Origin of the sequence: Hydrogenophaga sp., from assembly GCF_030158645.1 — a bacterium.
Lineage (GTDB): Bacteria > Pseudomonadota > Gammaproteobacteria > Burkholderiales > Burkholderiaceae_C > Hydrogenophaga.
The window spans coordinates 1-21,767 of sequence record NZ_JAOASO010000090.1; the positions used below are offsets into that span (position 1 = coordinate 1).

Annotated in this window: 23 protein-coding genes; 16 read left to right on the forward strand and 7 right to left on the reverse strand. The window is 62.0% G+C overall.

Going from position 1 to position 21,767, the window contains the following annotated elements; genetic code table 11:
* The 4 genes from Q1W68_RS10005 to Q1W68_RS10020 form a co-directional block, all read right to left on the reverse strand.
* A partial coding sequence (locus Q1W68_RS10005) for an efflux RND transporter permease subunit (protein WP_300716460.1) occupies positions 1 to 1,195 on the reverse strand: 1,195 nt, incomplete at its 3' end.
* Positions 1,192 to 2,805, reverse strand: a complete 1,614-nt coding sequence (locus Q1W68_RS10010) for an efflux RND transporter periplasmic adaptor subunit (RefSeq protein ID WP_300716461.1) — start codon at positions 2,803 to 2,805, stop codon at positions 1,192 to 1,194. The genes Q1W68_RS10005 and Q1W68_RS10010, both read right to left, overlap by 4 nt.
* The gene (locus Q1W68_RS10015) at positions 2,802 to 4,067 is read right to left on the reverse strand and encodes a TolC family protein (RefSeq protein WP_300716463.1); all 1,266 of its coding nucleotides are present in this window, start codon (positions 4,065 to 4,067) and stop codon (positions 2,802 to 2,804) included. Before Q1W68_RS10015 ends, Q1W68_RS10010 begins: the two co-directional genes overlap by 4 nt.
* A gap of 93 nt (positions 4,068 to 4,160) precedes the next feature.
* Entirely contained in the window at positions 4,161 to 4,523 is a 363-nt protein-coding gene (locus tag Q1W68_RS10020) for a hypothetical protein (RefSeq protein ID WP_300716466.1), read from the reverse strand.
* A gap of 110 nt (positions 4,524 to 4,633) precedes the next feature.
* On the opposite strand from Q1W68_RS10020, the gene Q1W68_RS10025 reads away from it, so the two are divergent.
* Positions 4,634 to 5,170: a hypothetical protein gene (locus Q1W68_RS10025; RefSeq protein ID WP_300653916.1), complete on the forward strand. Its 537-nt coding sequence runs from the start codon at positions 4,634 to 4,636 to the stop codon at positions 5,168 to 5,170.
* Here Q1W68_RS10025 and Q1W68_RS10030 read toward each other — a convergent pair.
* Both Q1W68_RS10030 and Q1W68_RS10035 read right to left on the reverse strand, forming a co-directional pair.
* On the reverse strand, positions 5,107 to 6,540 hold the full coding sequence (locus tag Q1W68_RS10030) for a heavy metal sensor histidine kinase (RefSeq protein WP_366146698.1): 1,434 nt from the start codon (positions 6,538 to 6,540) through the stop codon (positions 5,107 to 5,109). The two genes, Q1W68_RS10025 and Q1W68_RS10030, sit on opposite strands and share 64 nt — an antisense overlap.
* Before the next feature lie 11 nt (positions 6,541 to 6,551).
* Positions 6,552 to 7,235, reverse strand: a complete 684-nt coding sequence (locus Q1W68_RS10035) for a heavy metal response regulator transcription factor (RefSeq protein ID WP_056277296.1) — start codon at positions 7,233 to 7,235, stop codon at positions 6,552 to 6,554.
* Positions 7,236 to 7,441: 206 nt separating this feature from the next.
* On the opposite strand from Q1W68_RS10035, the gene Q1W68_RS10040 reads away from it, so the two are divergent.
* From Q1W68_RS10040 to Q1W68_RS10060, 5 genes are all read left to right on the forward strand, one after another.
* Positions 7,442 to 8,485 carry a hypothetical protein gene (locus tag Q1W68_RS10040; protein WP_300716475.1) on the forward strand — a complete coding sequence of 348 codons (1,044 nt, stop codon included), beginning with the start codon at positions 7,442 to 7,444 and terminating at the stop codon, positions 8,483 to 8,485.
* Between the two features lie 18 nt (positions 8,486 to 8,503).
* On the forward strand, positions 8,504 to 9,892 hold the full coding sequence (locus tag Q1W68_RS10045) for a copper oxidase (protein ID WP_300716478.1): 1,389 nt from the start codon (positions 8,504 to 8,506) through the stop codon (positions 9,890 to 9,892).
* A 63-nt stretch (positions 9,893 to 9,955) separates the two neighbouring features.
* A complete protein-coding gene (locus Q1W68_RS10050; RefSeq protein WP_056276575.1) occupies positions 9,956 to 10,447 on the forward strand; it encodes a cupredoxin family protein in 492 nt (163 codons plus the stop codon).
* 56 nt (positions 10,448 to 10,503) lie between these two features.
* Positions 10,504 to 10,866, forward strand: coding sequence for a copper-binding protein (locus Q1W68_RS10055; protein ID WP_300716481.1), 363 nt, complete (start codon positions 10,504 to 10,506; stop codon positions 10,864 to 10,866).
* A gap of 212 nt (positions 10,867 to 11,078) precedes the next feature.
* On the forward strand, positions 11,079 to 11,489 hold the full coding sequence (locus Q1W68_RS10060) for a DUF305 domain-containing protein (RefSeq protein WP_300716483.1): 411 nt from the start codon (positions 11,079 to 11,081) through the stop codon (positions 11,487 to 11,489).
* 105 nt (positions 11,490 to 11,594) lie between these two features.
* On the opposite strand, the gene Q1W68_RS10065 is transcribed toward Q1W68_RS10060, so the two are convergent.
* Positions 11,595 to 13,367 carry a hypothetical protein gene (locus tag Q1W68_RS10065; protein WP_300716485.1) on the reverse strand — a complete coding sequence of 591 codons (1,773 nt, stop codon included), beginning with the start codon at positions 13,365 to 13,367 and terminating at the stop codon, positions 11,595 to 11,597.
* A 451-nt stretch (positions 13,368 to 13,818) separates the two neighbouring features.
* Between Q1W68_RS10065 and Q1W68_RS10070 the strand changes: the two genes are divergently transcribed.
* The 10 genes from Q1W68_RS10070 (at position 13,819) to Q1W68_RS10115 (ending at position 21,731) form a co-directional block, all read left to right on the forward strand.
* Positions 13,819 to 14,262, forward strand: a complete 444-nt coding sequence (locus Q1W68_RS10070; RefSeq protein ID WP_300653899.1) for a hypothetical protein — start codon at positions 13,819 to 13,821, stop codon at positions 14,260 to 14,262.
* 297 nt (positions 14,263 to 14,559) lie between these two features.
* Positions 14,560 to 14,835: a DUF2933 domain-containing protein gene (locus Q1W68_RS10075; protein ID WP_300653896.1), complete on the forward strand. Its 276-nt coding sequence runs from the start codon at positions 14,560 to 14,562 to the stop codon at positions 14,833 to 14,835.
* Positions 14,832 to 15,488: an isoprenylcysteine carboxylmethyltransferase family protein gene (locus tag Q1W68_RS10080; protein ID WP_300653894.1), complete on the forward strand. Its 657-nt coding sequence runs from the start codon at positions 14,832 to 14,834 to the stop codon at positions 15,486 to 15,488. Before Q1W68_RS10075 ends, Q1W68_RS10080 begins: the two co-directional genes overlap by 4 nt.
* Positions 15,489 to 15,514: 26 nt before the next feature.
* Entirely contained in the window at positions 15,515 to 17,977 is a 2,463-nt protein-coding gene (locus tag Q1W68_RS10085; protein ID WP_300653892.1) for a heavy metal translocating P-type ATPase, read from the forward strand.
* A complete protein-coding gene (locus Q1W68_RS10090; RefSeq protein ID WP_366146699.1) occupies positions 17,974 to 18,495 on the forward strand; it encodes a hypothetical protein in 522 nt (173 codons plus the stop codon). Before Q1W68_RS10085 ends, Q1W68_RS10090 begins: the two co-directional genes overlap by 4 nt.
* On the forward strand, positions 18,496 to 19,188 hold the full coding sequence (locus tag Q1W68_RS10095) for a DUF6629 family protein (RefSeq protein ID WP_235501406.1): 693 nt from the start codon (positions 18,496 to 18,498) through the stop codon (positions 19,186 to 19,188).
* 132 nt (positions 19,189 to 19,320) lie between these two features.
* Complete coding sequence (locus Q1W68_RS10100; RefSeq protein WP_300653890.1) at positions 19,321 to 19,698, forward strand: SRPBCC family protein; 378 nt, start codon at positions 19,321 to 19,323, stop codon at positions 19,696 to 19,698.
* A gap of 19 nt (positions 19,699 to 19,717) precedes the next feature.
* Positions 19,718 to 20,362 carry a LemA family protein gene (locus Q1W68_RS10105; RefSeq protein WP_300653888.1) on the forward strand — a complete coding sequence of 215 codons (645 nt, stop codon included), beginning with the start codon at positions 19,718 to 19,720 and terminating at the stop codon, positions 20,360 to 20,362.
* Between the two features lie 5 nt (positions 20,363 to 20,367).
* Complete coding sequence (locus tag Q1W68_RS10110) at positions 20,368 to 21,231, forward strand: TPM domain-containing protein (protein WP_300653925.1); 864 nt, start codon at positions 20,368 to 20,370, stop codon at positions 21,229 to 21,231.
* 2 nt (positions 21,232 to 21,233) lie between these two features.
* Positions 21,234 to 21,731: a TPM domain-containing protein gene (locus Q1W68_RS10115; RefSeq protein ID WP_300653885.1), complete on the forward strand. Its 498-nt coding sequence runs from the start codon at positions 21,234 to 21,236 to the stop codon at positions 21,729 to 21,731.
* Positions 21,732 to 21,767 lie beyond the last annotated feature (36 nt).

The following is a 21,767-nucleotide window of genomic DNA, read 5'->3' on the forward strand; positions in this document are numbered from 1 at the left end:
CAATGGCGATGCCGCCGAGCGACATCACGTTGGCGTTGATGCCCTGCTGCTGCATCACGATGAACGCCATCAGCACACCCAGCGGCAGCGAGATGCTGGCCACCAGCGCACTGCGCAGATGGAACAAAAAGGCCAGGCACACCAACGCCACCACGATGAACTCCTCCAGCAGCTTCTCACCGAGGTTTTTCACCGCACGCTCGATCAGGCCCGAGCGGTCGTACACCGGCACGATCTCCACACCGGCGGGCAGGCTGCGCTGCAGCTCGGCCAGCCTTGTCTTCACTGCCGCGATGGTCTGCAGCGCGTTCTTGCCCGAGCGCATCACCACCACACCACCCACAGCCTCGCCTTCGCCATTGAGCTCGCCGATGCCGCGCCGCATCTCGGGCCCGGTCTGCACCCGCGCCACATCACCCAGCCGCACCGACACACCAGCGTTGCTCGTGATGAGCGGGATGGAGCGGAAGTCGTCGAGCGTCTTCAGGTAGCCGCTGGCGCGCACCGCGTACTCGGCCTCGCCCAGCTCCAGCACCGAGCCCCCGGCCTCCTGGTTGCCGCGCGAGACCGCCTCGGCCACCATGGCCTGCGTCACGCGGTAGGCGGCCATCTTGTCGGGGTCGAGCACGATCTGGTACTGCTTGACCATGCCGCCCACGCTGGCGACCTCGGCCACATCGGGCACGGTCTTGAGCTCGAAGCGCACGAACCAGTCTTGCAGGGCGCGCAGCTGCGCCACGTCCTGCCCGCCGGTGCGGTCGATCAGGGCGTACTGGTAGATCCAGCCCACGCCCGTGGCGTCGGGCCCGATGGATGAGGTAGCCCCGCGCGGCAGGCGCGCCTGCACCTGGTTGAGGTACTCCAGCACACGCGAGCGCGCCCAGTACGGGTCCACCTCGTCTTCAAACAGCACGTACACAAAGCTGTCGCCGAACATCGAGAAGCCGCGCACTGCGCGAGCGCCCGGCACCGAGAGCATGGTGGTGGTCAGCGGGTAGGTGACCTGGTTCTCCACGATCTGCGGCGCCTGCCCGGGCCAGGTGGTGCGGATGATCACCTGCGTGTCGGAGAGGTCGGGCAAAGCGTCCAGCGGCGTGCGCTGCAGGGCCACCACGCCCCAGGCGCTGAGCAGCGCGGTGGCCAGCAGCACGAGAAAGCGGTTCGCGATGCTCCAGCGGATCAGCCCGGCGATCATTGGCGCGGCTCCGGTGCCACGCGCTGCAGGCTGGTGATGCGCGGCACGTCGCCGTCCTGCATTTCAAACTCGATCTGCAGCCGGTCGCCGGCTTCGAGATCGCGTGGCTGCTGAGCGCGTGGCGGCAGCCTGAAGTCCATCTGCATCTGCGGCCATTTCAGTGCCGGGATCGGCGGGTGCGTGAGCGTGACCGTGTCGCCGCTGAGTGCATCGATCACCGCGTCGGTGGTGTAGCGCTGTTGGGTGGCGGTGGACGGAGGTGCAGGCTCTTGGTTGAGTCGCGCCTCCAACCCGCGCAGGCTGGCTTCGGAGTCGATCAGGAACTGCCCGGAGAGCACCACGCGCTGACCCATTTGCAGCCCCGCGCTGATCTCGGTCTGGCCCCCCACCTCCAGGCCCGCGGTCACCTCCACCGGGCGGAAGCGCCCGCCGTCCTCGGCCACCATCACCACGCTACGCCGCCCGGTGTGGATCACCGCATCGCTGGGCACCAGCAGGGTGGTCGCGGCCTTCGGGCGGTCCAGCCGCATGCTCACCAGCATGCCGGGCACCAGCCGCCCCTGCGGGTTGGCCAGCTCGACCCGTGCACGGATGGTGCGCGTGACCGCGTCCACCTCGGGCAGCAGCGCCTGCACCCGGCCCTCAAAGGTCTGACCCGGCGCGCCGGGGCTGGTGGTGCGCACCCGCGCGCCCGGTTGCAGCAGCGCGGCCTGGCTCTCGGGCACGGCCCCCTCGGCCCAAACGGTGCGCGTGCCTTGCAGGCGCATCAGCGTCATTCCCGGCATCACGGTGGCGCCTTCGCGCACCATGAGTTCGCTCACGATGCCGGCGATGGGCGCGGTGAGCGTGAACCGCGCTTGCACTTGTCCCGAGGTGACCACGCGCTGGATGTGCGAAGGTGTCATGCCGGCCTGGCGCATGCGCTGGCGCGCCGCATCCTGCAGTGAGTCGGTGCCATCGCCCGTCAGGCGCGCCAGCGCCAGGTACTCCTCCTGGGCAGCCACCCAGTCGGGCACGTAGAGCTCTGCGAGTGGCGCGCCAGCCGCCACGCGGTCCAGCGCCGCTTTCACATGCAGCTTCTCCACGAACCCCATGGCGCGCGAACTCAGCTCCACCCGCTCGCGCTCGTTCCAGGCCACGTTGCCCACCGCCGTCACCGCCGACACCAGCGAGCCTTCCACCACCGGCGCTGTGCGCAGCCCCAGGTTCTGCTGGATGCGTGGGCTCACCGTGACGCTGCTGGCGTCTGCCGCATCGCTGCCGGCGTAACGCGGCACCAGCATCATGTCCATGAAGGGCGACTTGGCCGGTGCCTCGAAGTTCTTGCCCGGCACCATGGGGTCGTGGTAGTTCAGGATGCGCCGGCCCGTGGCCGGGTCCACATCACCGGCCTTGAGCGATTCGCGGATGTGCCGGCGCGTGGCTTCTTCGCCTTGCGGGATGGTCCACAGCGACGGGTCGTCGCTGGCGGTGGCGCTTGCCACAGGCTGCGCGCTGGCCGGCGTGGTGTGGCCCATGCCCTGCTGCATGCCCAGCCACCAGGCGCCACCGCCCACGGCAACGAGCGCCGCCACCGCAGCGAGCGCGACGAAGGATGTTTTTTTGTTCATGGCTTCACTCCGGTCGCGCTGTCTGGGATGAGGTATTCGAGTTGGGCCCACAGGCCGGCGGTGTCGCGCTCCAGCGCCAGGCGTTCGAGCGCGAGGTTCAGCGCATCGCGGCGCGCCTGCAGCACCGGGCCCAGGCCTTCGCGCCCGCCCCGGTAAGCGGCCAGCGCAGCGTCCACGCGCTGCGCGGCCAGCGGCTGGCGTTGGGCGTCCAGCAACGCGAGGCGGTCCAGCCCGGCCTGCCACTCCCGCTGCCAGCGCTGAACCTGCAGCACCCGCTCACGCGTCTGCTCCTCCCGCTCGGCCTCCAGCTCATTCACGCGGGCCAGGCGTGCAGCGAGCTCGCGTTGCTGGCGCTGCGGCCGGTCCCATTGCAGCGGCACCGACACGCCGATCGACACCATGTTGGAGAACTGCGAGCCGCGCTGGCTGAACATGATCTCGGCGCTCCAGTCGGGCTTGAGCTCCTGGCGGGCCACTTCGGCCTCCGCCCGGGCCACGGCTTCGCGGGCTTGCAGGGCTTTGAGGTCCGGCAACTCGTCTGCTGTGTTGACGGGTGCGGGGTTGAACGGCATCGGCGGCGGATCGGCCAGCGGCTGGTCGGGCGGCCCACCGGTGAAGCGCGCCAGCGTGAGGCGGGCGTTGGCGCGCTCTGCCTGCGCGCCGATCAGGCCTTGCTCCAGCTGGGCCAGTGCTTCGCGCGCGCTCAACGCATCGGCCGTGGAGCCCCGTCCACCGCGAAGAGCTGCCTCGGTGGTCTGCACCAGCACACGCGCCTCGGTGATCTGCGCCTGCAGCAACGCCCATCGCTGCTCCTGCATGCGGCGCTCCAGCCAGGCCTGCGCCACCTCGGTCTGCAGTAGGGCCACCCGCTGCGCTCGTTCGCTCAGCGCTGCCTCGGCCTCGCGCTCGAATCGCTCACCCCGGGCGCGGCGCTTGTCCGCGTTCGGCAGGGTCTGCATGAGGCCGATGGAACGCATGGTCATGAAATCGCGCGTGGTGCTGAAGCGCTCAGGCCCATCCACCGGCAGGTTGTCCAGCGACAGGCGCAGCACCGGGTCGGGTCGCTGCGCAGCCGCCACCGCCATCTCGCGCGCGCCTTGCGCGGCGGCGGTTGATGCGTCGAGACTGCGCGATCGCGCCAGGGCGGCGCTCACCGCAGCGCCCAGGCTCAGGGGTTCATCGGCGGCAGCGGGTGTGATCAGCGCAAGCAGGCCAGCGAGGGCCAGCACGGCGCGTGCAAGAAAAAGCGAAGGGTGTTCCATGTCTGAGCTCCGGAGCAGGCACGCCCGGGCGCAAAAGCCCTGACAGCGCGCGACAGCAGCGCCACCGGCGGGTGGGCTGCGCTGTGCGGGGAATCAGACGGAAGTGGGCGGGCGCCACAGGCGCGTGGTTGCGCCCGGAGGAAGACTGCGCCAGGCGGGCGCTGGAGGGTCCTGGGTGGCCGGGGTCTGGACCACGAGAGAAGGCAGACAGGGCAAGCCCGCAGCGGGGGCGACACAACTCTGAACGACCTTGCAAGCTTGGCCGGTGCGCTCGAAGGTGGCCATGTCGTTGCAGCAATCGTCCATGGCCTCGGCCAGGGACTCTGCCATCTCGCCGGCTTCGTCCGCCATGGCCATCATGCCCTGCATGGGGCATGGCGCGGCAACGCCCTGCACTGCCGCAAATCCCTGCAGGGGCAGCAGCAGACACAGGACGAGGACGAGCAAGCGGCGCATGGCTGGATTCTATGGCGCGCAGATTGACTGCGCTTGCCTGATTGGAGAGCCTGAACAAACAAGGCACCGTAGACTGTTCAGCGCGAGCCAATCTGTTCTTGGAGGCCAACGTGGACATTGCTGCACATGCGCTGTGGGCGGGAGCGGGCGTCGTCCTGCTGTTACGCCATCGGCCAATACCCGTTGCAACTGGTCTTGCCACTGCCGCAATGGCGGCGTTGCCGGATCTGATGCACATGTTGCCTGTGGCGGCGTGGGCTCTCTTCAACGGGCTGCCGGCCGAGTTCATGACCTATGTCCGAGCGCTGCCGGAAAGGGTGCAGCCTTTACCCGAGAGCGTGGAACTGTGGTCGCACCATCTCCACTGCATCTTTCACAGCGGGGTGATCGCCATGGCAGTGACGCTGGTCGCTTGGCGATGGTCTCGTGTCTTCTGGCTGCCGTTGGCCGGATGGTGGTCGCACATCCTCATTGATGTATTCACCCACTCGGACGATTTCTTTCCGTCTCCAGTCCTCTACCCGCTCACCTACCGGGGATTTGATGGCGTTGCCTGGAACACGCCTTGGTTTGTCGTCGCCAACTACTCGGCGCTCGCGCTCGTCTGGATTTGGCTGCTGGCGACGCGAAGAGAACGAGGCCCATGAGAGCCCGGAAACTGCAGGCAGAACCGCGTTGTTCCTTCCGACGAAGTAACCGACGCGCTCCCACCGTGAGCAAGCATGATGGCCTTGGTAATGGCCAGACCCAGGCCAGCACCATCGGATGAGGGATGCGCGCGCGCCTTGTCCACGCGATAGAAGCGATCAAACAGGCGCGGCAGGTCTGCTGCATTGATCGGATCGCCCGTGTTGGTGACACACAAACTGGTGCCATTCATCTGGGTCTCGACAGTCAGCGCAACATCGGTGCGAGGGTGGGCGTGCCGCAGCGCATTGGACAGCAAGTTGCTGATGGCTCGCCGAATCATCAGTCGATCACCCACCACGCTACCCGCTCCCACCACCCGAAGGCGAAGTTCTTTGTCCTCGGCGACCGCATCGTAGAAATCCAGAAGGCTCTTTGCCTCGTCTTCGAGTGCGACGTCTTCGCGATTCGGCAGCTGGATGCCGTGGTCCGTCTTCGCCAGAAACAGCATGTCGGACACCATGCGCGCCAACCGCTGGAACTCCTCGGCGTTGGAGGCGAGGATGTCGCGGTAGGTATCTGGATCACGGTGCTGCGACAGCGACACTTGGGTCTGTGTCAGCAGGTTGCTGATGGGCGTGCGCAGTTCGTGGGCGATGTCGCTTGAGAATTCCATGAGCTTTGCAAAATCCTGCTGCAGACGCTCCAGCATGGTGTTGAGGCTGCGCGCCAGCTCCGCCATCTCCACGGGCACAGCGTCGATTGGCATGCGCTCGTCGAGCTTGTGGGCCGTGACCTTGAGCGCGCGCTCTCTCATGGTCCGCAGCGGGGCCAGACCGCTGCGGGCTGCCCACCACCCCAGGAGGCCGCTGAGCAGGGTGGCCAAGAGGACATAGACCGCCAACTGTTGGCGCAGCATCTGCATGAAATGGGTGTGGTGCTGCGTGTCCAGCGCGAGCGTCAGGCGCATGCTCTGACCTGGACTGCTCAATCCGCCGGGCATCTGCGCTGAGGAAATCTCAGTGCTCATGCCTCGCAGTTGCCGCTCACCATCGGTCCAGTCCATGGGCTGATCTGCGGCGCTTCGCGCAGAGAGTTCTGCTGGAAACGTGATGCCGCCTTTTCCAAACAGCTGTTCGTCACCGCGCGTAATTGAGATGAAAAGGCCTTGATGGCTGTTAAGCGATTCATCCAGCTTGGCCGCGAGTTCGGCTGGCTCTGGCGTTTCATCGACGATCTTTTCGATGAGCTGCACCTTGTCCAGCAGGTAGTCGCGGTCAAGGTCGATGAAGTGCAAATGGGTGGACCACGCCACCAAGACGCCAAGGCCAAGAAGCACCACAGCCGATACCAGGGTGTACAGAAAGGTGAGTCGTGCGGTGAGGGTCAAGCGCCGGATCATCAGGAGTGCTCCGGCACTTCCAGCACGTAACCCATGCCTCGAACCGTCTGCAACAGGCGGCACTCAAACCCGTCGTCCACCTTGACACGAAGCCTGCGCATGGCCACCTCGATGACGTTGGTGTCGCTGTCGAAGTTGACGTCCCACACCTGGGAGGCGATCAGCGAGCGTGGCAACACCTCACCCTTGCGGCGCATCAGCAATTCGAGCAATCCGAACTCCTTGGCGGTCAGGTCGATGCGCTTGCCCGCGCGGGTGACCCGACGGCGCAGCAGGTCCAGCTCCAGATCCGCGACCTGCAGGGTGGTTGGCTCCATACCCGAGCGCCCACGGCGCAAGATGGTGCGCACCCTGGCCAACAGCTCGGAGAACGAAAACGGCTTGACCAGATAGTCGTCCGCTCCGAGCTCCAGACCCTTGACGCGGTCGTCCACATGATCTTTGGCGGTCAGGAAGAGCACCGGCATCTCTCGACCCTGGGCACGCAGACCTCTGAGCACCTGCCAGCCGTCCATGCCGGGCAGCATGACGTCCAGAATGATGAGGTCGTGGTCGCCCTCCAGCGCCTGGTGCAATCCGTCCACACCGTTGTTGAGCAGCTCTACCGCGTAGCCCGCCTCGCGCAGTCCCATGCACAGGTACTCACCCGTTTTGCGTTCGTCTTCAACAATCAAGATTTTCACGTTCACTCCTGCGGCGATTTTCACTGCCAGCGGCCCATTGCAACCGAACCTGACAACTTTGTAATGAAACCGACAGGTTCGTGACGGGTGGCCTTTTGCACACTGCTCCCAGCTTGAAACAGTTGAACAGGAGCAAATCAGTGATTCATCGACGTTACCCTTCCTCTGCACTGCGGGCCATCGTTCTGGGCGTGTTGGCACTCCCCATGGTCGTTTCCGCCCAGATTGCACCGGCCCCTGCCGAGAAGAACTGGCGCGAAGCCAACGACGCCGTGGGACAGTTCAAACGCGGCCATGCCGACATCCTCAAGTGGGAAAAAGAGAACGTTCCCGCTGCTGCAGGTCAGGAGTTGGCATCTCCCAGCTTGAGCCTCATGACCGCTGAAGACGCTGTTCGCCAGGCCTGGCGGGCCCACCTGGATTTGGTCAAACCCATGAACAGGATCGGTACGGCCAACGTGGATTTGATTGCCAAAGGCCAATGGGCTGAGCTTGATCCCATCCATCAGCGCAAGGTAGACGACATGGACGAGCTGCTGGAAGTCGCCGCTCAAGGTCGCAAGGCGTGGTTTCAGGCAGTGGCTGCGCGACAGGTTCTCAAACAGCACCGTGATGCGCTGGACGCCGCCGAGGCCGGCAACGAGCTGGGTCGCCGCATGGTGAGTGTGGGCAATTGGAGCAAGCTCCAGCAGGCCCAAGTTCAACTGGCTCAGTCATCCGCCAAGATGAACGTGCGACGCGCACAGAACGCCGCCACGCAGGCCGAAGCCTCACTCATCAAAACGTTGGGCCTCACCGGCATGCACAGCGCTGTTGCGCTGCCTGACCGTCTGCCCGATGTGCCGGTCCAAGCCTTGTCGCAACAAGTGCTGGACGAGCGCGCTGCGGCCATTGCTGCACAACTGCCGCGCGCCGAGGGCATGCGCAATAGCGCCAACGCCCGCCTCGCTCGCCAGGCCTACCTCTCCAGCCACGCCCTGGCCGTGAGTGCGCGCGAAGAAGTGCTGAAGGTTCGAGAGTTCATCACCGAAGAAACCGTTCTTCACTACAACGGCATGCTCAAGAGCGTGTGGGACCTGTTGGGTGAGGTTTCCAGCCAGTCGCAGGCAGTGGCCGGTGCCATCGAAGCGCAGCGGGACTTCTGGATTGCGGAAACGGATCTGCAATGGGTGCTGCAGGGCGGTGCCCCGGACAGTTTCGTATCCCTGGGTGGTGGCGGCGGTGAGCCCGCAGCAGCCGCCGGTCATTGAAAGCACAGAAAGAAGAACATGAGCCTCATCAATTCACGTCGACAGTTTTTTGCGGGCGCCGCTGCCTCAGTGGCTGGCTTGGCCGTCGCTCGGTCTGCCATGGCCGCCCTGCCTGAGCCGGTGTACCAAACCTCGGTGGACACAGCGCCTCCATTGGTGCCCACCACCGGTCGCCCTTACAACCCGGTGGTCACGCTCAACGGCTGGACCCTGCCCTGGAAGATGAACAACGGTGTCAAGGAATTCCACCTGGTGGCAGAACCCGTGGTGCGCGAGGTCTCGCCGGGCTTCAAGGTCAACATGTGGGGCTACAACGGCCAGAGTCCCGGCCCAACCATCGAGGTGGTCGAAGGCGACCGCGTGCGCATCTTTGTCACCAACAAGCTGCCCGAGCACACCACCATCCACTGGCACGGCCAGCGCCTGCCCAGCGGCATGGACGGTGTGGGTGGTCTGAACCAACCCGCCATCCCCGTAGGCAAGACCTTCGTCTACGAATTTGAAGCGCGCCGTCCGGGTACCTTCATGTACCACCCGCACGCGGACGAAATGGTCCAGATGGCCATGGGCATGATGGGCATGTGGGTCACCCACCCCAAGGGCAAGCATCCCCACATCAGCGAGGTGGATCGCGACTTCTGCTTCCTGCTCAACGCGTTCGACATCGAGCCGGGCAGCAAGACGCCCAAGATCAACACGATGCTGGACTTCAACATCTGGTGCTGGAACAGCCGTGTCTTCCCCGCCATCGACACGCTCAACGTGCGCTTGAACGACCGTGTGCGCATTCGTGTGGGAAACCTCACCATGACCAACCACCCGATCCACCTGCACGGGCACGAGTTTCTGGTGACCGGCACCGACGGCGGCCCGACGCCACCCAGCACGCGCTGGTACGAAGTGACCACCGATGTGGCCGTGGGCCAGATGCGCCAGATCGAGCTGATCGCCGACGAAGAAGGGGACTGGGCCATGCACTGCCACAAGAGCCACCACACCATGAACGCCATGGGCCACGCGGTGCCCACGATGATCGGCGTGGACCACCGCGGCCTGGTCAACAAGATCCAGAAGGTGGTGCCCGACTACATGCTGATGGGCGAGCGCGGCATGGCCGACATGGGCGAAATGCAGATGCCCATTCCGGACAACACTGCGCCCATGATGACCGGCACGGGCCAGTTCGGCCCGTTGGAGATGGGCGGCATGTTCACCGTGTTCAAGGTGCGCAAGGACCAGAAGCCGGGCGACTACAAGGACCCTGGCCCGTACAAGTTCCCCGAAGGCACTGTTGCGCACGAATGGACCGGTGCGCCCTTGCCCGCCGTCAGGCCCAAGGCCAGTGCAGACACAACCCCGGCGATGGGCACAGCGGTCAAGCCCATGGGCAAAGGCATGCAGCACTGAACCAAGCCGTCTTTACACATTTCTCCCACTTGCTTTCTCAACCCACCAATCCAGAGAGTTCACATGATCTTCACCCAAGCCCCACTTTCCAAGCGTTCCAGCCTTTTGTTCGTTGCCGCCCTTCTAGCCACGTCAGCCGCCACAGCGGCGGGCACGCACGGCGGCGGCCACAACGAATCGCCCATCGGTGAGCCCGGCGTCGCCAGTAAAGCTTCCCGCACCATTCAGGTCGACGCTGCCGACAGCATGCGGTTCACGCCAGCACTGGTGGACGTCAAGAAGGGGGAAACCGTCCGTTTCGTCGTCACCAACTCCGGCAAGGTGCCGCATGAGTTCAGCCTGGGCACGGAGAAGGAGCTGAAGGAGCACTACGAAGTGATGAAAAAATTTCCAGGCATGGAACACGATGAGGCCAACAAGATTTCCCTGAAGCCTGGGCAAAAGGGTGAGGTCATCTGGCGTTTCACCAAAGGCGGCGTCGTTGATTTCGCCTGCCTTCACCCCGGACACTACGACGCGGGCATGAAGGGGCAGATCAAAGTGACCACCAAATAAGCCGACAAACCACCATTCTTGCAACCCACAGACACACCTGATTGAAGGAACATTTCATGAAAACACTGAACCTGAGTCTGGCCGCATCAGCGGTCGCCCTTTCCTTTGCCTTCGCTGGACCCGCGCTGGCTCAAATGACCATGGACCAAGGAAAGATGGGAATGGATCAGGGCAAGATGGGCATGGCGGCGACACCCGCCATGACCGACGGCGAAATTCGCAAGATCGACAAGGAAAACGGCAAGGTCACGATCAAGCATGGCGAGATCAAGCACATGGACATGCCTCCGATGTCTATGGTGTTCAACGTCAAGGACAAGGCCATGCTGGACAAGGTCCAGGTGGGCGAGAAGATCCAGTTCATCGTCATTCAGGACGCCGGCAAGATGGTCGTCACCGATATCAAAGCGATGAAGTGATTTAGCCAATCCGATCCTATGGGTCGGTTGTGGTGAAGGGATCGGTTGTGATGACCGATCCCTTTTTTGCATGGGTGACGTCCTCCCTGCTATGTGAAACCGGCCCGACACAGCCTCGCAACCCATGAGCAGGCGTACGTTGGCGCACAGTCAATCCGAGCATCGTTGTCGATGATGGTGAGCCCGCCTTCGGGTAGCTTCAAGGAAGTCACATGAACCATCAATCCACCACCAAACGCTTCACCGCTGTCCCTGTCAAGGCTCTGTGCGCCGTTTCGCTGACTGTGCTCATGTCGGTGTCGGCGCATGCTCAGTCCACGCCAGCCACAGGCCCAGCGACGATGCCCATGTCCGATATGCACAAAGGCGCCACAGGTGCACACGACATGAAAGGTTCCATGATGATGGGCATGGAGGAAATGCAAAAGATGCCCATGTCGGGCAATACCGACAAGGACTTCGCGATGATGATGAAAATTCATCACCAGCAAGCTTTGAACATGGCCGAGATGCAGCTCAAGACCGGCAAGTCACCCGAGATGAAGGCCATGGCAAAGCAGATCATCGTGGCGCAAAAGAAAGAGATCGCTCAGTTCGACAAGTGGCTCGCCAAGCAGAAGTGATCTGCTGCAATGACTCTAGAATTCGTGCTGGCCAAGCTCGCTTCCAGTGTCAGTACCAGCATCTTTATTGGCGCTGGTGCTGTATCGAGCGTTCCTATTCATCGGTCACCGACAGGCCGATTCCCTGGTGCTGACTGACGCGTCCGAGCAAGTCGACACGCTAGTGCCGGGTGGCACCGCTGAGACTGGCAGATCTGAAGAACTGGCTCCGCCAAACAGCAAAGCTTGCATTCGAGCTCGTTCCTCAGCCGTTGGCCATGCACGATTCTCAGCACGATCCCCTGGTGTTAATAGCGCTGGAGGGGCCTGCGTTGGTTTTGCTCGCCCTTGTTCGTCAAAAAGCACCAAGCTGTAGGTCTCGTTGACGACTGTTTCGGGCGCCCCCCCATTCAAGCGGACGTACCAATCAGCGACACGCAAGGTCCGTCCCGCCATGGCTTCAATCGTTGCCTCACCGCGAGCAAGTGCAACATACAAGCCGTGAGGGACCGGGTGGACTTCATCGCTCGAGTCCAGCAAGAAAACAAATGAGGCATACGCCGATTCCTTGTCTTGATCGACAAGGTCGCCATCACAGGAATCGACGACGCGTCCCCATGATTCAGCAGTGCTGTACACCGGGGCAAAGCCTCCACCTGGCGTACGAAAGTTGGTGGTCTGCCCTTGATACAGCCGTGCCGCCACCCATTGAACATCCCCGCCGTAGGCATAGGCGCGAAGGTCAAACTTCATGGCCTTGGGGGCTTTCGGGTCGCTTGGCATCACGTCCATCGTCGGTGCGTCAGCGTTGTCGATCAATCGCTCGCCCGGTGAGACGATGGCCTGGGCCACATACTCGCCGGCCAGAATTTCTTGCCACACCCGTTTTGTCAGCTTGTCGCCCCGATAAGCCGCGCGGCTACCGAAGCCAGCGACAGGCTTGAAGAACAGGTTTCGTCGCGCATCCCACAAGCGCTGGGCATCGGCCGCCTTCACCAACTCGGTTGAGGGAACGTGCTCAAGAAGAATTCGCTGCACAGCTTCCGGAACACCCAGGGCCTGCATCTTTTCAGAGTCACTGAACAGTGCCAAGCGGCGCTTGTCTGCATACAGAGCATGCGCCTGTGGATGCGGTGTCAGCACGACAGCTTCCTGCACGTACGCTTCGCGCAGTGCAGCGCTGTTGGGCTCCTCCAGGTAGAAATCGGTCAAGCGGTTGTAGACCAGATCGATGGCCTGCTCGCCATGCCAAAGGACCCCGTTTCGCCATTCAAGTGCGCCCGGATCAGCGATGACCGTGCGAATGCCGTGTCGTTCAAACAGTTGCTGAAACAACAGAAATTCGGGATAAAGGTACTGCTCCTCTGGAGAACCATCAATGATGGCAATCGACGTCAGTGGACGCGGGTGCCCGAGGGCTCCAGACAACCCAGAAAGGCCCCATTCGCGACGAAACATCTCCACGATGCGCTCCTCGAACGTGACCACGTTGGCGAGCAAGGGGACCAGGGAATCAATTGCCGTGCAACATGCGCGCTGTGCGCGGGCAAGCAGCGCATTGAGCATGGCGCCACCCGCATTCGTGTTCACCTCGATCAACCCCAGTCGTCCTTGGTTGAGGTGAAAGTCATAACCAAAGAAGACGCTCAGCGGGCCGTGAGTGCCCAAACGCGCGATGGGGGGTGCGGTTGCCAGCACTTGTTCCCGATAGGCTGGCAGCGCCACCACCGATTCAACCGCATGCACGACCTCAGCCATCTTCTGCAACTGTGGTGCTGCCACGAAGACAGGCACTGCCGAGAACAGGAAAGGGCAGCGCTGTTGAATCAGCGCTGAAAGACCAGGCGTCCCAACTTCCTGATCAAGGGCCTGCGCCATTGCCTGCTTGTCAAGACTCAAGCAAAAGCAAGCGCTGTTCAGCGTATCGCTTGATCCTAGCGGTGCTCGGTGTTGTGGCAATGGGGACAAAGTATTCACGGGTTGTTGATAGTCATGACCTGGATGAAAGCACACGGAAATAGGCACGCCGCTGCACGTTGCGAGGGTATCAGTCGCATGTGCTTCTGTCTGCTGCCTGGACACAGTGCTGCCGATTCAGCCACAACCGCCGAACCTCTTCAATGCCCAACAAGCAATCAGTTGGCTTTGCGTACGGTGGGGTACATACAACTTCGCGAGTGTGGTGCACCGTGGAGGTGTTTTTGTGTCCCCAATCCTTTGCCCCTAGCTCACCGTTCACCGTTGATCGCTGTGAAAACCGCGTTGCGCACACGCGCAGTTCACTTGATGTAGATCAATCCACTCATCTACGGAGGATCCTACGATCGACCGACAGCAGCACGCATACACCATGAAGTTCTTTACCGAAACTCGCACCAAACGCAACACCGCATTTGTGGTCTTGCTGGTGATGCTGTTCGCGTTGGCTTCAGGCGTCGCGAATGCTTGCTTGCTTAACTGGTCTGATCCTCATCCCACGGAATCAAACGTTTGGAGGATCCCGACGAGCCAGACGACCGTCGAGTCGGTGGCACTTCTTGGCAGCATCACAGGCCACGAGGATGACTCGGATGTCAGTGAGGATTCGTGCCTGAAGGTCTGCGATGAAGGGGCGAACGCTTTGACCAAGGTCCATTCGGGCGGTGAAAACACCGACCCGGGTCTGGCGCCATGGTTTGCGACCTTGTGGACTGGGTCGCAACAACTGGTCTCTGCGTCTCGCCGAGTTGTCGAAGCCGCAACACCCATCGCCGATCTTCCCCTAAGGGTTCGCTACTCGCGACTTGCGCTGTAGCGCGCCTGGCGACGAACCCACAGCCTTTGTGCTGAGTGGGTCAGCGTCTGTGGGTGGTAAGGCCGTTGTATTTGCTGGAACGCAAGACCGCCTGAACTGAAGCAATGCCAGCGCCTCGCTGCGCCAAGCCCACCAATGGCGCACTCCTCTGAAGCTGCCTACTTGACCTGATGAGGACGGTGTAACGAAGACGCACCTGCAACCCAGATGACGCCGACACGTTGCTCTATTTCCGTGCTCGGACATGAAGGCTGCTCAACACAACCCGCGCAAACAGTTTGACCCTAGGGCATCGAAATGAACTCCAACCACACACACCATCAACAACCCATTGAAGGCCAGGCCCAAACGTTCTGGCGATCACGCTATGGAATCGGCTTGCTCGTGTTCGGCGCCGTTGCAGCTTACTTTTTGCTGGCCGAACACCGCGCCCACCTTTTTGGCGCTTGGCCGTTCCTGCTGTTGCTTGCTTGTCCGTTGGTGCATATGTTCATGCACGGCGGTCATGGGAGTTACCGAGGTGGCACGGTAGACGCGGGCACACCCGAAATCCAGTCGAAGGAGAAACCATGACGCACGCTTCCTCGGCGTACGGCTTGTGGACGCTGGTCGTCTTCAACTCGGCCCTCTTCTTGATGTTCGCCTTCAGCTTCTTCAAGCCGCAGACTGGGCGGGACTGGCGCACATTTGGCGCTTTCGCGGCCTTCATCGTGGCGCTGTTTGTGGAGATGTATGGCTTTCCTCTCAGCATCTACCTGATGTCGGGATGGCTTCAAACGAAGTATCCCAATCTGGACCTGCTGTCCCACGACTCGGGACATCTGTGGTCCACGCTGCTCGGAGAGACAGGGGATCCCCACTTCGGCGTGCTGCACATCGCGAGCTACCTGTTCCTCGGCTACGGCTTCTACCTGTTGTCCACCTCGTGGAAGGTGCTGTACCACGCGCAACGCCGCAACGAGCTGGCACGAACCGGGCCCTATTCGCGCGTTCGCCATCCGCAGTACGTGGCGTTCGTCCTCATCTTGCTCGGCTTCTTGCTGCAGTGGCCGACATTGCTCACGCTCGTGATGTTCCCGGTTCTGCTGGTGATGTATGCGCGCTTGTCCATCACCGAGGAGGCTGAGATGCAGAAGCGCTTCGGCTCTGAGTTTGAAGCTTATGCCGCCAGTACGCCACGCTTCCTGCCGTCCTGGCGAATGGATACGAAGCGCACGAGGACCTGATTGGCTCTCTGATCCAAGGAACCCTCATGAAAACAAGCACCATCGAAGTCGGCGAGCTGGTCTCCACCCTGAGTGCAACGGGAGTACAGCGAGAGCTGTCAACGCTGCCCGGTGTTCATCACGTCGACGTGAACTACGTGGCCGGTAGCGCGACCGTGCACTACGACGAAGCAATGGTCACGATGGAGGCCATCCGTCAACGTGTGGTGGATTGCGGTTACCACTGCCGTGGTGAACTGGCTCCGGCGCATGTCTGCGCGCCGGCAAACCACAGAACCGACAGCGCCACCCACGCGGGACCCTCAACCGGGAAGGGATCGAGAGGGGTGGGACACGGTGTCGATCCAAGTGCCCCGGAGAAGAAAATCCACGACGGCCACGGGACCCACGGGCCATCGGATGCATCGTCCACAGCTCAGAAGGCGGACATGATGCATGACATGGGCCATTCGCCGGGTATGTCCATGCAGGACATGGCCAACGACATGCGCAACAGGTTCCTGGTCGCCTTGTTGTTTGCAGTACCGGTCTTTTTGTACTCCCCGATGGGCGAGATGTTCGGCAACTTTCCCTCGCCGTTCGGTCTGGACCGCAAGCTGTTTCTGTTCTTCATGGCCACGGGCGCCATCGCCTATCCGGTCTGGCCCTTCCTGGTGGCTGCGGTACGAGCCGCACGCAACAAGGTTGCCAACATGGCCACACTCATCGTGCTCTCAGTCGGCACGGGATACCTGTTCAGCGTGGGAGCCACGTTCTTTTACGAGAGCGAGGTGTTCTTTGAAGCGTCCGCCGTGCTGCTCGTCTTCATTCTGCTGGGCCACTGGCTGGAGATGCGGGCGCGCGCCGGCGCGTCGGACGCCATCCGTGCACTGATGGATCTGGCCCCACCGATGGCCAATGTCGTTCGCGGAGGAGTCGAGACGCAGGTGCCGACGTCGCAGGTCCTCGCCGGCGAAACCATCGTCATCAAGCCAGGCGACAAGATCCCGGTCGATGGCGAGGTGACGGAGGGCAGCTCTCAGGTCGACGAGTCGATGCTCACCGGGGAATCGATGCCGGTGAAGAAGGTGGTGGGGAACCCTGTGATCGGTGCCACCATCAACAAAGGTGGCAGTTTCCGCTACAAGGCCACCAAGGTTGGTGCGGACACCGCGTTGGCGCAAATTGTCAAGTTGGTGCAGGAAGCGCAGAACTCCAAGGCACCAGGCCAACTGCTCGCTGATCAGGCTTCGCAGTGGTTGGTGTTGGCTGCCATTGCCATTGGACTGCTCACCTTCGGCGTGTGGTTCTGGGTCATCGGCGAACCCTTGCTGTTCGCGCTGACGCTGACCATCACCGTGTTCGTGATCGCCTGCCCCGACGCACTGGGGTTGGCCACGCCGATGGCCATCATGGTGGGCACCGGCCTGGGCGCGATGAACGGCATTCTTTTCAAGAACGCCTCGGCGCTGGAGAACGCGACCAAACTGACCGTTATCGTCTTTGACAAGACAGGCACGCTCACCATGGGCCAACCCGATGTGGTGGAAATGGTAACGGCGACCGATGTCAGCGAGGCACAGTTGCTCGCCGTAGCAGCTGGGGTCGAGAAGTTCTCCGAACACCCATTGGCGCAGGCGGTGCTCAAGCGTGCTGGAGCTGCTCAGGTCGAGGTGGCCACGGACTTCGCCAACATCGATGGACAGGGCGCCCGAGCCACCATCGGCACTGATGCCGTGCTGCTGGGCAACCGCAAGCTGATGCAGGCAGAAGGCGTGAGTGGGAAGTCGATGGCAGCCCTGGCGGCCAAGTCCGCGCAGCTTGAAGGGGGCGGACGGACTGTCGTTTATGTTGCTCGAGGTGGCGAGCTCATCGGCTTGATCGCGATTGCCGACGCGGTGCGCCCCACATCGAAGGCGACCATCGCCAAGCTGCAGGAGCGCGGCGTCAAGGTTGCGATGATGACCGGGGACAACCAGGCCACCGCCGAGCGTATCGGCAAGGAGCTGGGCATCGACATCGTGCTGGCCGAAGTGCTGCCCGGACAGAAGGCCGCAAAGATCAAGGAACTGCAGGACCAAGGCAACAAGGTTGGTATGGTCGGCGACGGCATCAACGATGCCCCGGCGTTGACACAGGCCGACGTGGGATTCGCCATTGGCGCGGGCACCGACGTGGCCATGGAAAGTGCCCAGGTCGTGCTGATGAAGAGCGATCCCTACGACGTGGTCGGTGCCATCGAACTGTCGCGCGCCACTTTGCGCAAGATGCATCAAAACCTGTGGTGGGCGGTGGGCTACAACGTGGTCGCCTTCCCGGTGGCGGCGGGCGTTTTCTATCCCTTCACGCTGTCACCGGAGATCGCAGCGCTGTCCATGTCGGGCAGCTCGGCGGTGGTGGCCATCAACGCATTGCTGCTCAAGCGCACCAAGCTTGCAGGCATCAAACAGGCAGGAGGATCTGGCACGCAGTCGACCGTTGCGAAGCTTGCCGCTGGAGCGTCGGCATGAACACTCCAAAGCGCCCTGCGGACTTGATGGCAGGAACAGTGCCACTGAATGCCGTCAAGAGCATTCAAGTGTCGAAGTGGATGCTCTCAGCCTGCGGTGTTTGGCTGATGGCCTTAGGCGTCTATTTCATTTTTGTGCGGCCACCCCTGTTGCCTGAAGACCCGCGCTTCATGGGTGCCACCCTCGAACAGATTCGTGCTTCGGTGCCCGGCCTCGAAAGTTGGTTGCGCAAGGTGTTTACTGTCATGGGGGGATTCATGGCAGGTGCCGGGGTACTCACGGTGTTCGTTGCCACTGTCGCCATACCGCTGCAATCGAGGAACACGTCCTGGGTACTGGCCATCTCCGGCGCACTGACTGTTGTGCTGATGAGCGCGACCAACTTTGCACTCCATTCCGATTTCAGATGGCTGCTCCTGCTACCCGCTTTGGTCTGGTTCGCGGGCCTGGTCGTCTTGGTCGCGAGCCGTAAAGCATCCTCTGTCGATCTCGACCGAAGCAACGGAGGAGTGAACTGAATGTGCTTCTCGGCCACTGCAAGCTTTTCCGCGGGTGCGTTTCTCCTCGGAGTTGGAACGCTCACTGTCAGGACGGCCCTGGATACGGGCCAGCGTCGGGATCTTCCATTCGCGGCGATCCCGATGTTGTTCGCGATCCAGCAATTGATCGAGGGCGTGATCTGGCTGACGTTCAGTGAAGACGCTCCACGGCTGAACGCGGTGATGACTCAGGTGTACTCCTTCTTCTCGCATGTGCTGTGGCCGGTCTACATACCCGTGGCTGTTCTGCTGATGGAGCCTCTGGGATGGCGCCACCGAGCGTTGAATGTCTTCGTTGCAGCCGGCGCCACGGTCGGGGCGTATTTGATGTACGCACTGGTGGCATTTCCAGTCGTATCAAAGCCCACCGGTCAGCACATCGAGTACGACTCGCCACACTTTTTTGCAGCAGTGACGATGACGCTGTACCTGCTGTCGACGGTGATCAGCCCGCTGCTGTCCACACACCGCATGGTGCAGGTCTTCGGCGCTCTTGCTCTGCTGTCGTTTGGCGCGGCTTACGCCTTTTATGCGACCTGGTTCATCTCGGTGTGGTGCTTCTTCGCTGCACTACTGAGTGCTGTGATCTGTCTCCACTTTTGCGGGTATGGGCGCGAGCGCAGGCCATCAAACGCCATCAGTCTTCCTACGCACCGTTCACGGGAGAGATGAATGCTGCCCCGTCGATACGAATGCAACAGCTTTGTCCAGGCTCTGCCGGGTCGGGTTTTTGCGCAAATGGACGTTCACACACGACTGTCATCACACATGGGCGAACCCTCCTGGAGGACGGGATGGGGACGGATGAAAACCGAACTCGACGAAGAGCATGGGCAAAAGGTCGGGTCTCGGATGCGTTTGTCGGGGCGCGTCTTTGGTGTCGAACTCTCGGTCGAGGAGATGGTGACAGAGCGCATCCCTCCCCGTCGCAAGGTCTGGGAATCCACCGGGGCGCCAAAGCTGCTGGTTATCGGCCACTACCGGATGGGCTTCGAGCTGTCCCCCCATGGGAACGGTTCGATGCTCCGCGTCTTCATCGAGTACGCATTGCCGGAAAGCGGACTCGGCCTTTGGCTCGGACGATTGTTCGGCCAGCGCTACGCGCGATGGTGCACCCGGCAGATGGTTGACGACACAGTCAAGAACTTCGAGGCGAGTCCCACAACACAACGATCGATCTGATCATTCTGAGGAACTGAACATGAGCAAACAGATTCGAGCCACAACGGCTGCCCTGGCAACAAGCTTGGCCCTGAGCCTGAGTGGCTGCGGCTACAACACTTTTCAAAGTGCCGACGAGCAGATCAAGGCGGGTTGGGCCGAGGTCATCAACGAGTACCAACGCCGTGCGGACTTGATACCCAACCTCGTCAGCACAGTCAAAGGCGAAGCGAAATTCGAGCAAGACACATTGACGCGGGTCATTGAAGCGCGCTCGAGGGCTACATCCATCCAGGCCACACCGGAGTTGATCAACGACCCTGTGGCATTCCAGAAATTTCAGCAAGCACAGGGCGAGCTTACTGGTGCATTGTCCAGGCTGATGGTGGTGTCGGAACAGTACCCGAGCCTGAGAGCCAACCAGGGATTTCGGGACCTCTCTGCGCAATTGGAGGGTACCGAGAACCGCATTTCAGTAGCGCGCAATCGATACATCCAATCGGTTCAGACCTACAACGTCACTGTGCGGTCGTTCCCCTCGAACCTCACCGCCATGGTGATGGGATACAAGGAAAAGGCGACCTTCGCTGTTGAGAACGAAAAGGAAATTGCCAAGCCTCCCCGTGTCGAATTCGAAGCTGCCCCGGCCACATCCACAAGCCCAGCGTCGGGAGCCCTCAAGTGATTGCGATCAACCCAGTCGGCAGGTGCGGCAGCGCGCTGCTGCTTGCAAGCCTGCTGGCGGGTTCTTTGAGCTGGGCTTTGCCTTCCATAGCGCAGACGCCCGTTCCAGCGTTGACGGGGCATGTGGTCGACCAGACTGGAACGCTGACTTCGCAACAGACGTCTGCACTGGAACAAACGCTGACCGATTTTGAGACCAGGAAAGGCAGCCAATTGGCCGTGCTTCTGGTCCCCTCGTCAGCGCCGGAAGCCATAGAGCCCTACGCCTTGCGCGTGGCCGAACAGTGGAAGCTGGGGCGCAAGAAGATCGATGACGGGGCGATCCTGGTCGTCGCCAAAGACGACCGCGCAGTTCGCATCGAGGTGGGCTACGGCCTGGAGGGTGCCCTCAATGACCTCACCAGCAAACGCATCATCAACGAGGCCATCCTGCCGCGCTTCAAGGTCCAGGACTTCCATGGCGGCATTGCCGCAGGGGTTGGGCAGATGATGCGCGTCGTGGACGGTGAACCCTTGCCCGCACCCAGTACACGGTCCAGTCAGGGCTCGGTGGGACTCCAGCAGTACGCCCCGATGTTGTTCATTCTTGCGCTCACCGTGGGTGGTGTGCTGCGCTCCATGCTGGGCAAAGTGCCAGGCTCATTGGTTACCGGCGGTGTCGTCGCGGTGATTGCCTGGTTGGTTGCAGGCGTCATCTCGATGGCGCTCGTGGCGGGCGTGGTCGCGTTGCTGGTGACCTTGTCCGGGGGAGGTCTGCTTGGCCACGGCATGGGTGGCCACCACAGGGGCGGTGGTCGAGGTGGCGGTGGAGGAGGTTTCAGCGGCGGCGGGGGCGGTTTTGGCGGCGGTGGCGCGTCGGGGAGGTGGTAGTCATGAACATCCAACGCATCGTGCGGCATTTGCTGGTGACGGATGGGCAGGTCAAAAGGGCTTTTCCTCCCAGCACCTTGAGCCGGATCGAACAGGCCATCAAGGCAAGCGAGGCCAGCCATGTCGGTGAAGTCAGATTCGCGGTCGAAGGGGGGTTGGACGGCGTGCCGTTGTTCAAGGGGCTCTCGCCTCGAGACCGAGCAATCGAGCTCTTCTCCCAATTGCGTGTTTGGGACACGCAGCACAACACCGGTGTGTTGATTTACTTGCTGCTTGCAGACCGGGCCGTGGAAATCGTTGCCGACCGCGGGATCCACGCGAAAGTCGAGTCGCAGGAATGGTTCCGGGTCTGCCACCAAATGGAGGAAGCCTTCCGCCGGTCGGACTTCGAGGGTGGTGTCGTGCGGGGCGTGGAGACGGTGACGGGATACCTCGTGCAGCACTTTCCATCCAATGGCGATGACTCCAACGAGCTGGCTGATGAGCCCGTGCTGTTGTGAGCCATACCGAAGATCAGCCTGGAGGGGACGTATGAC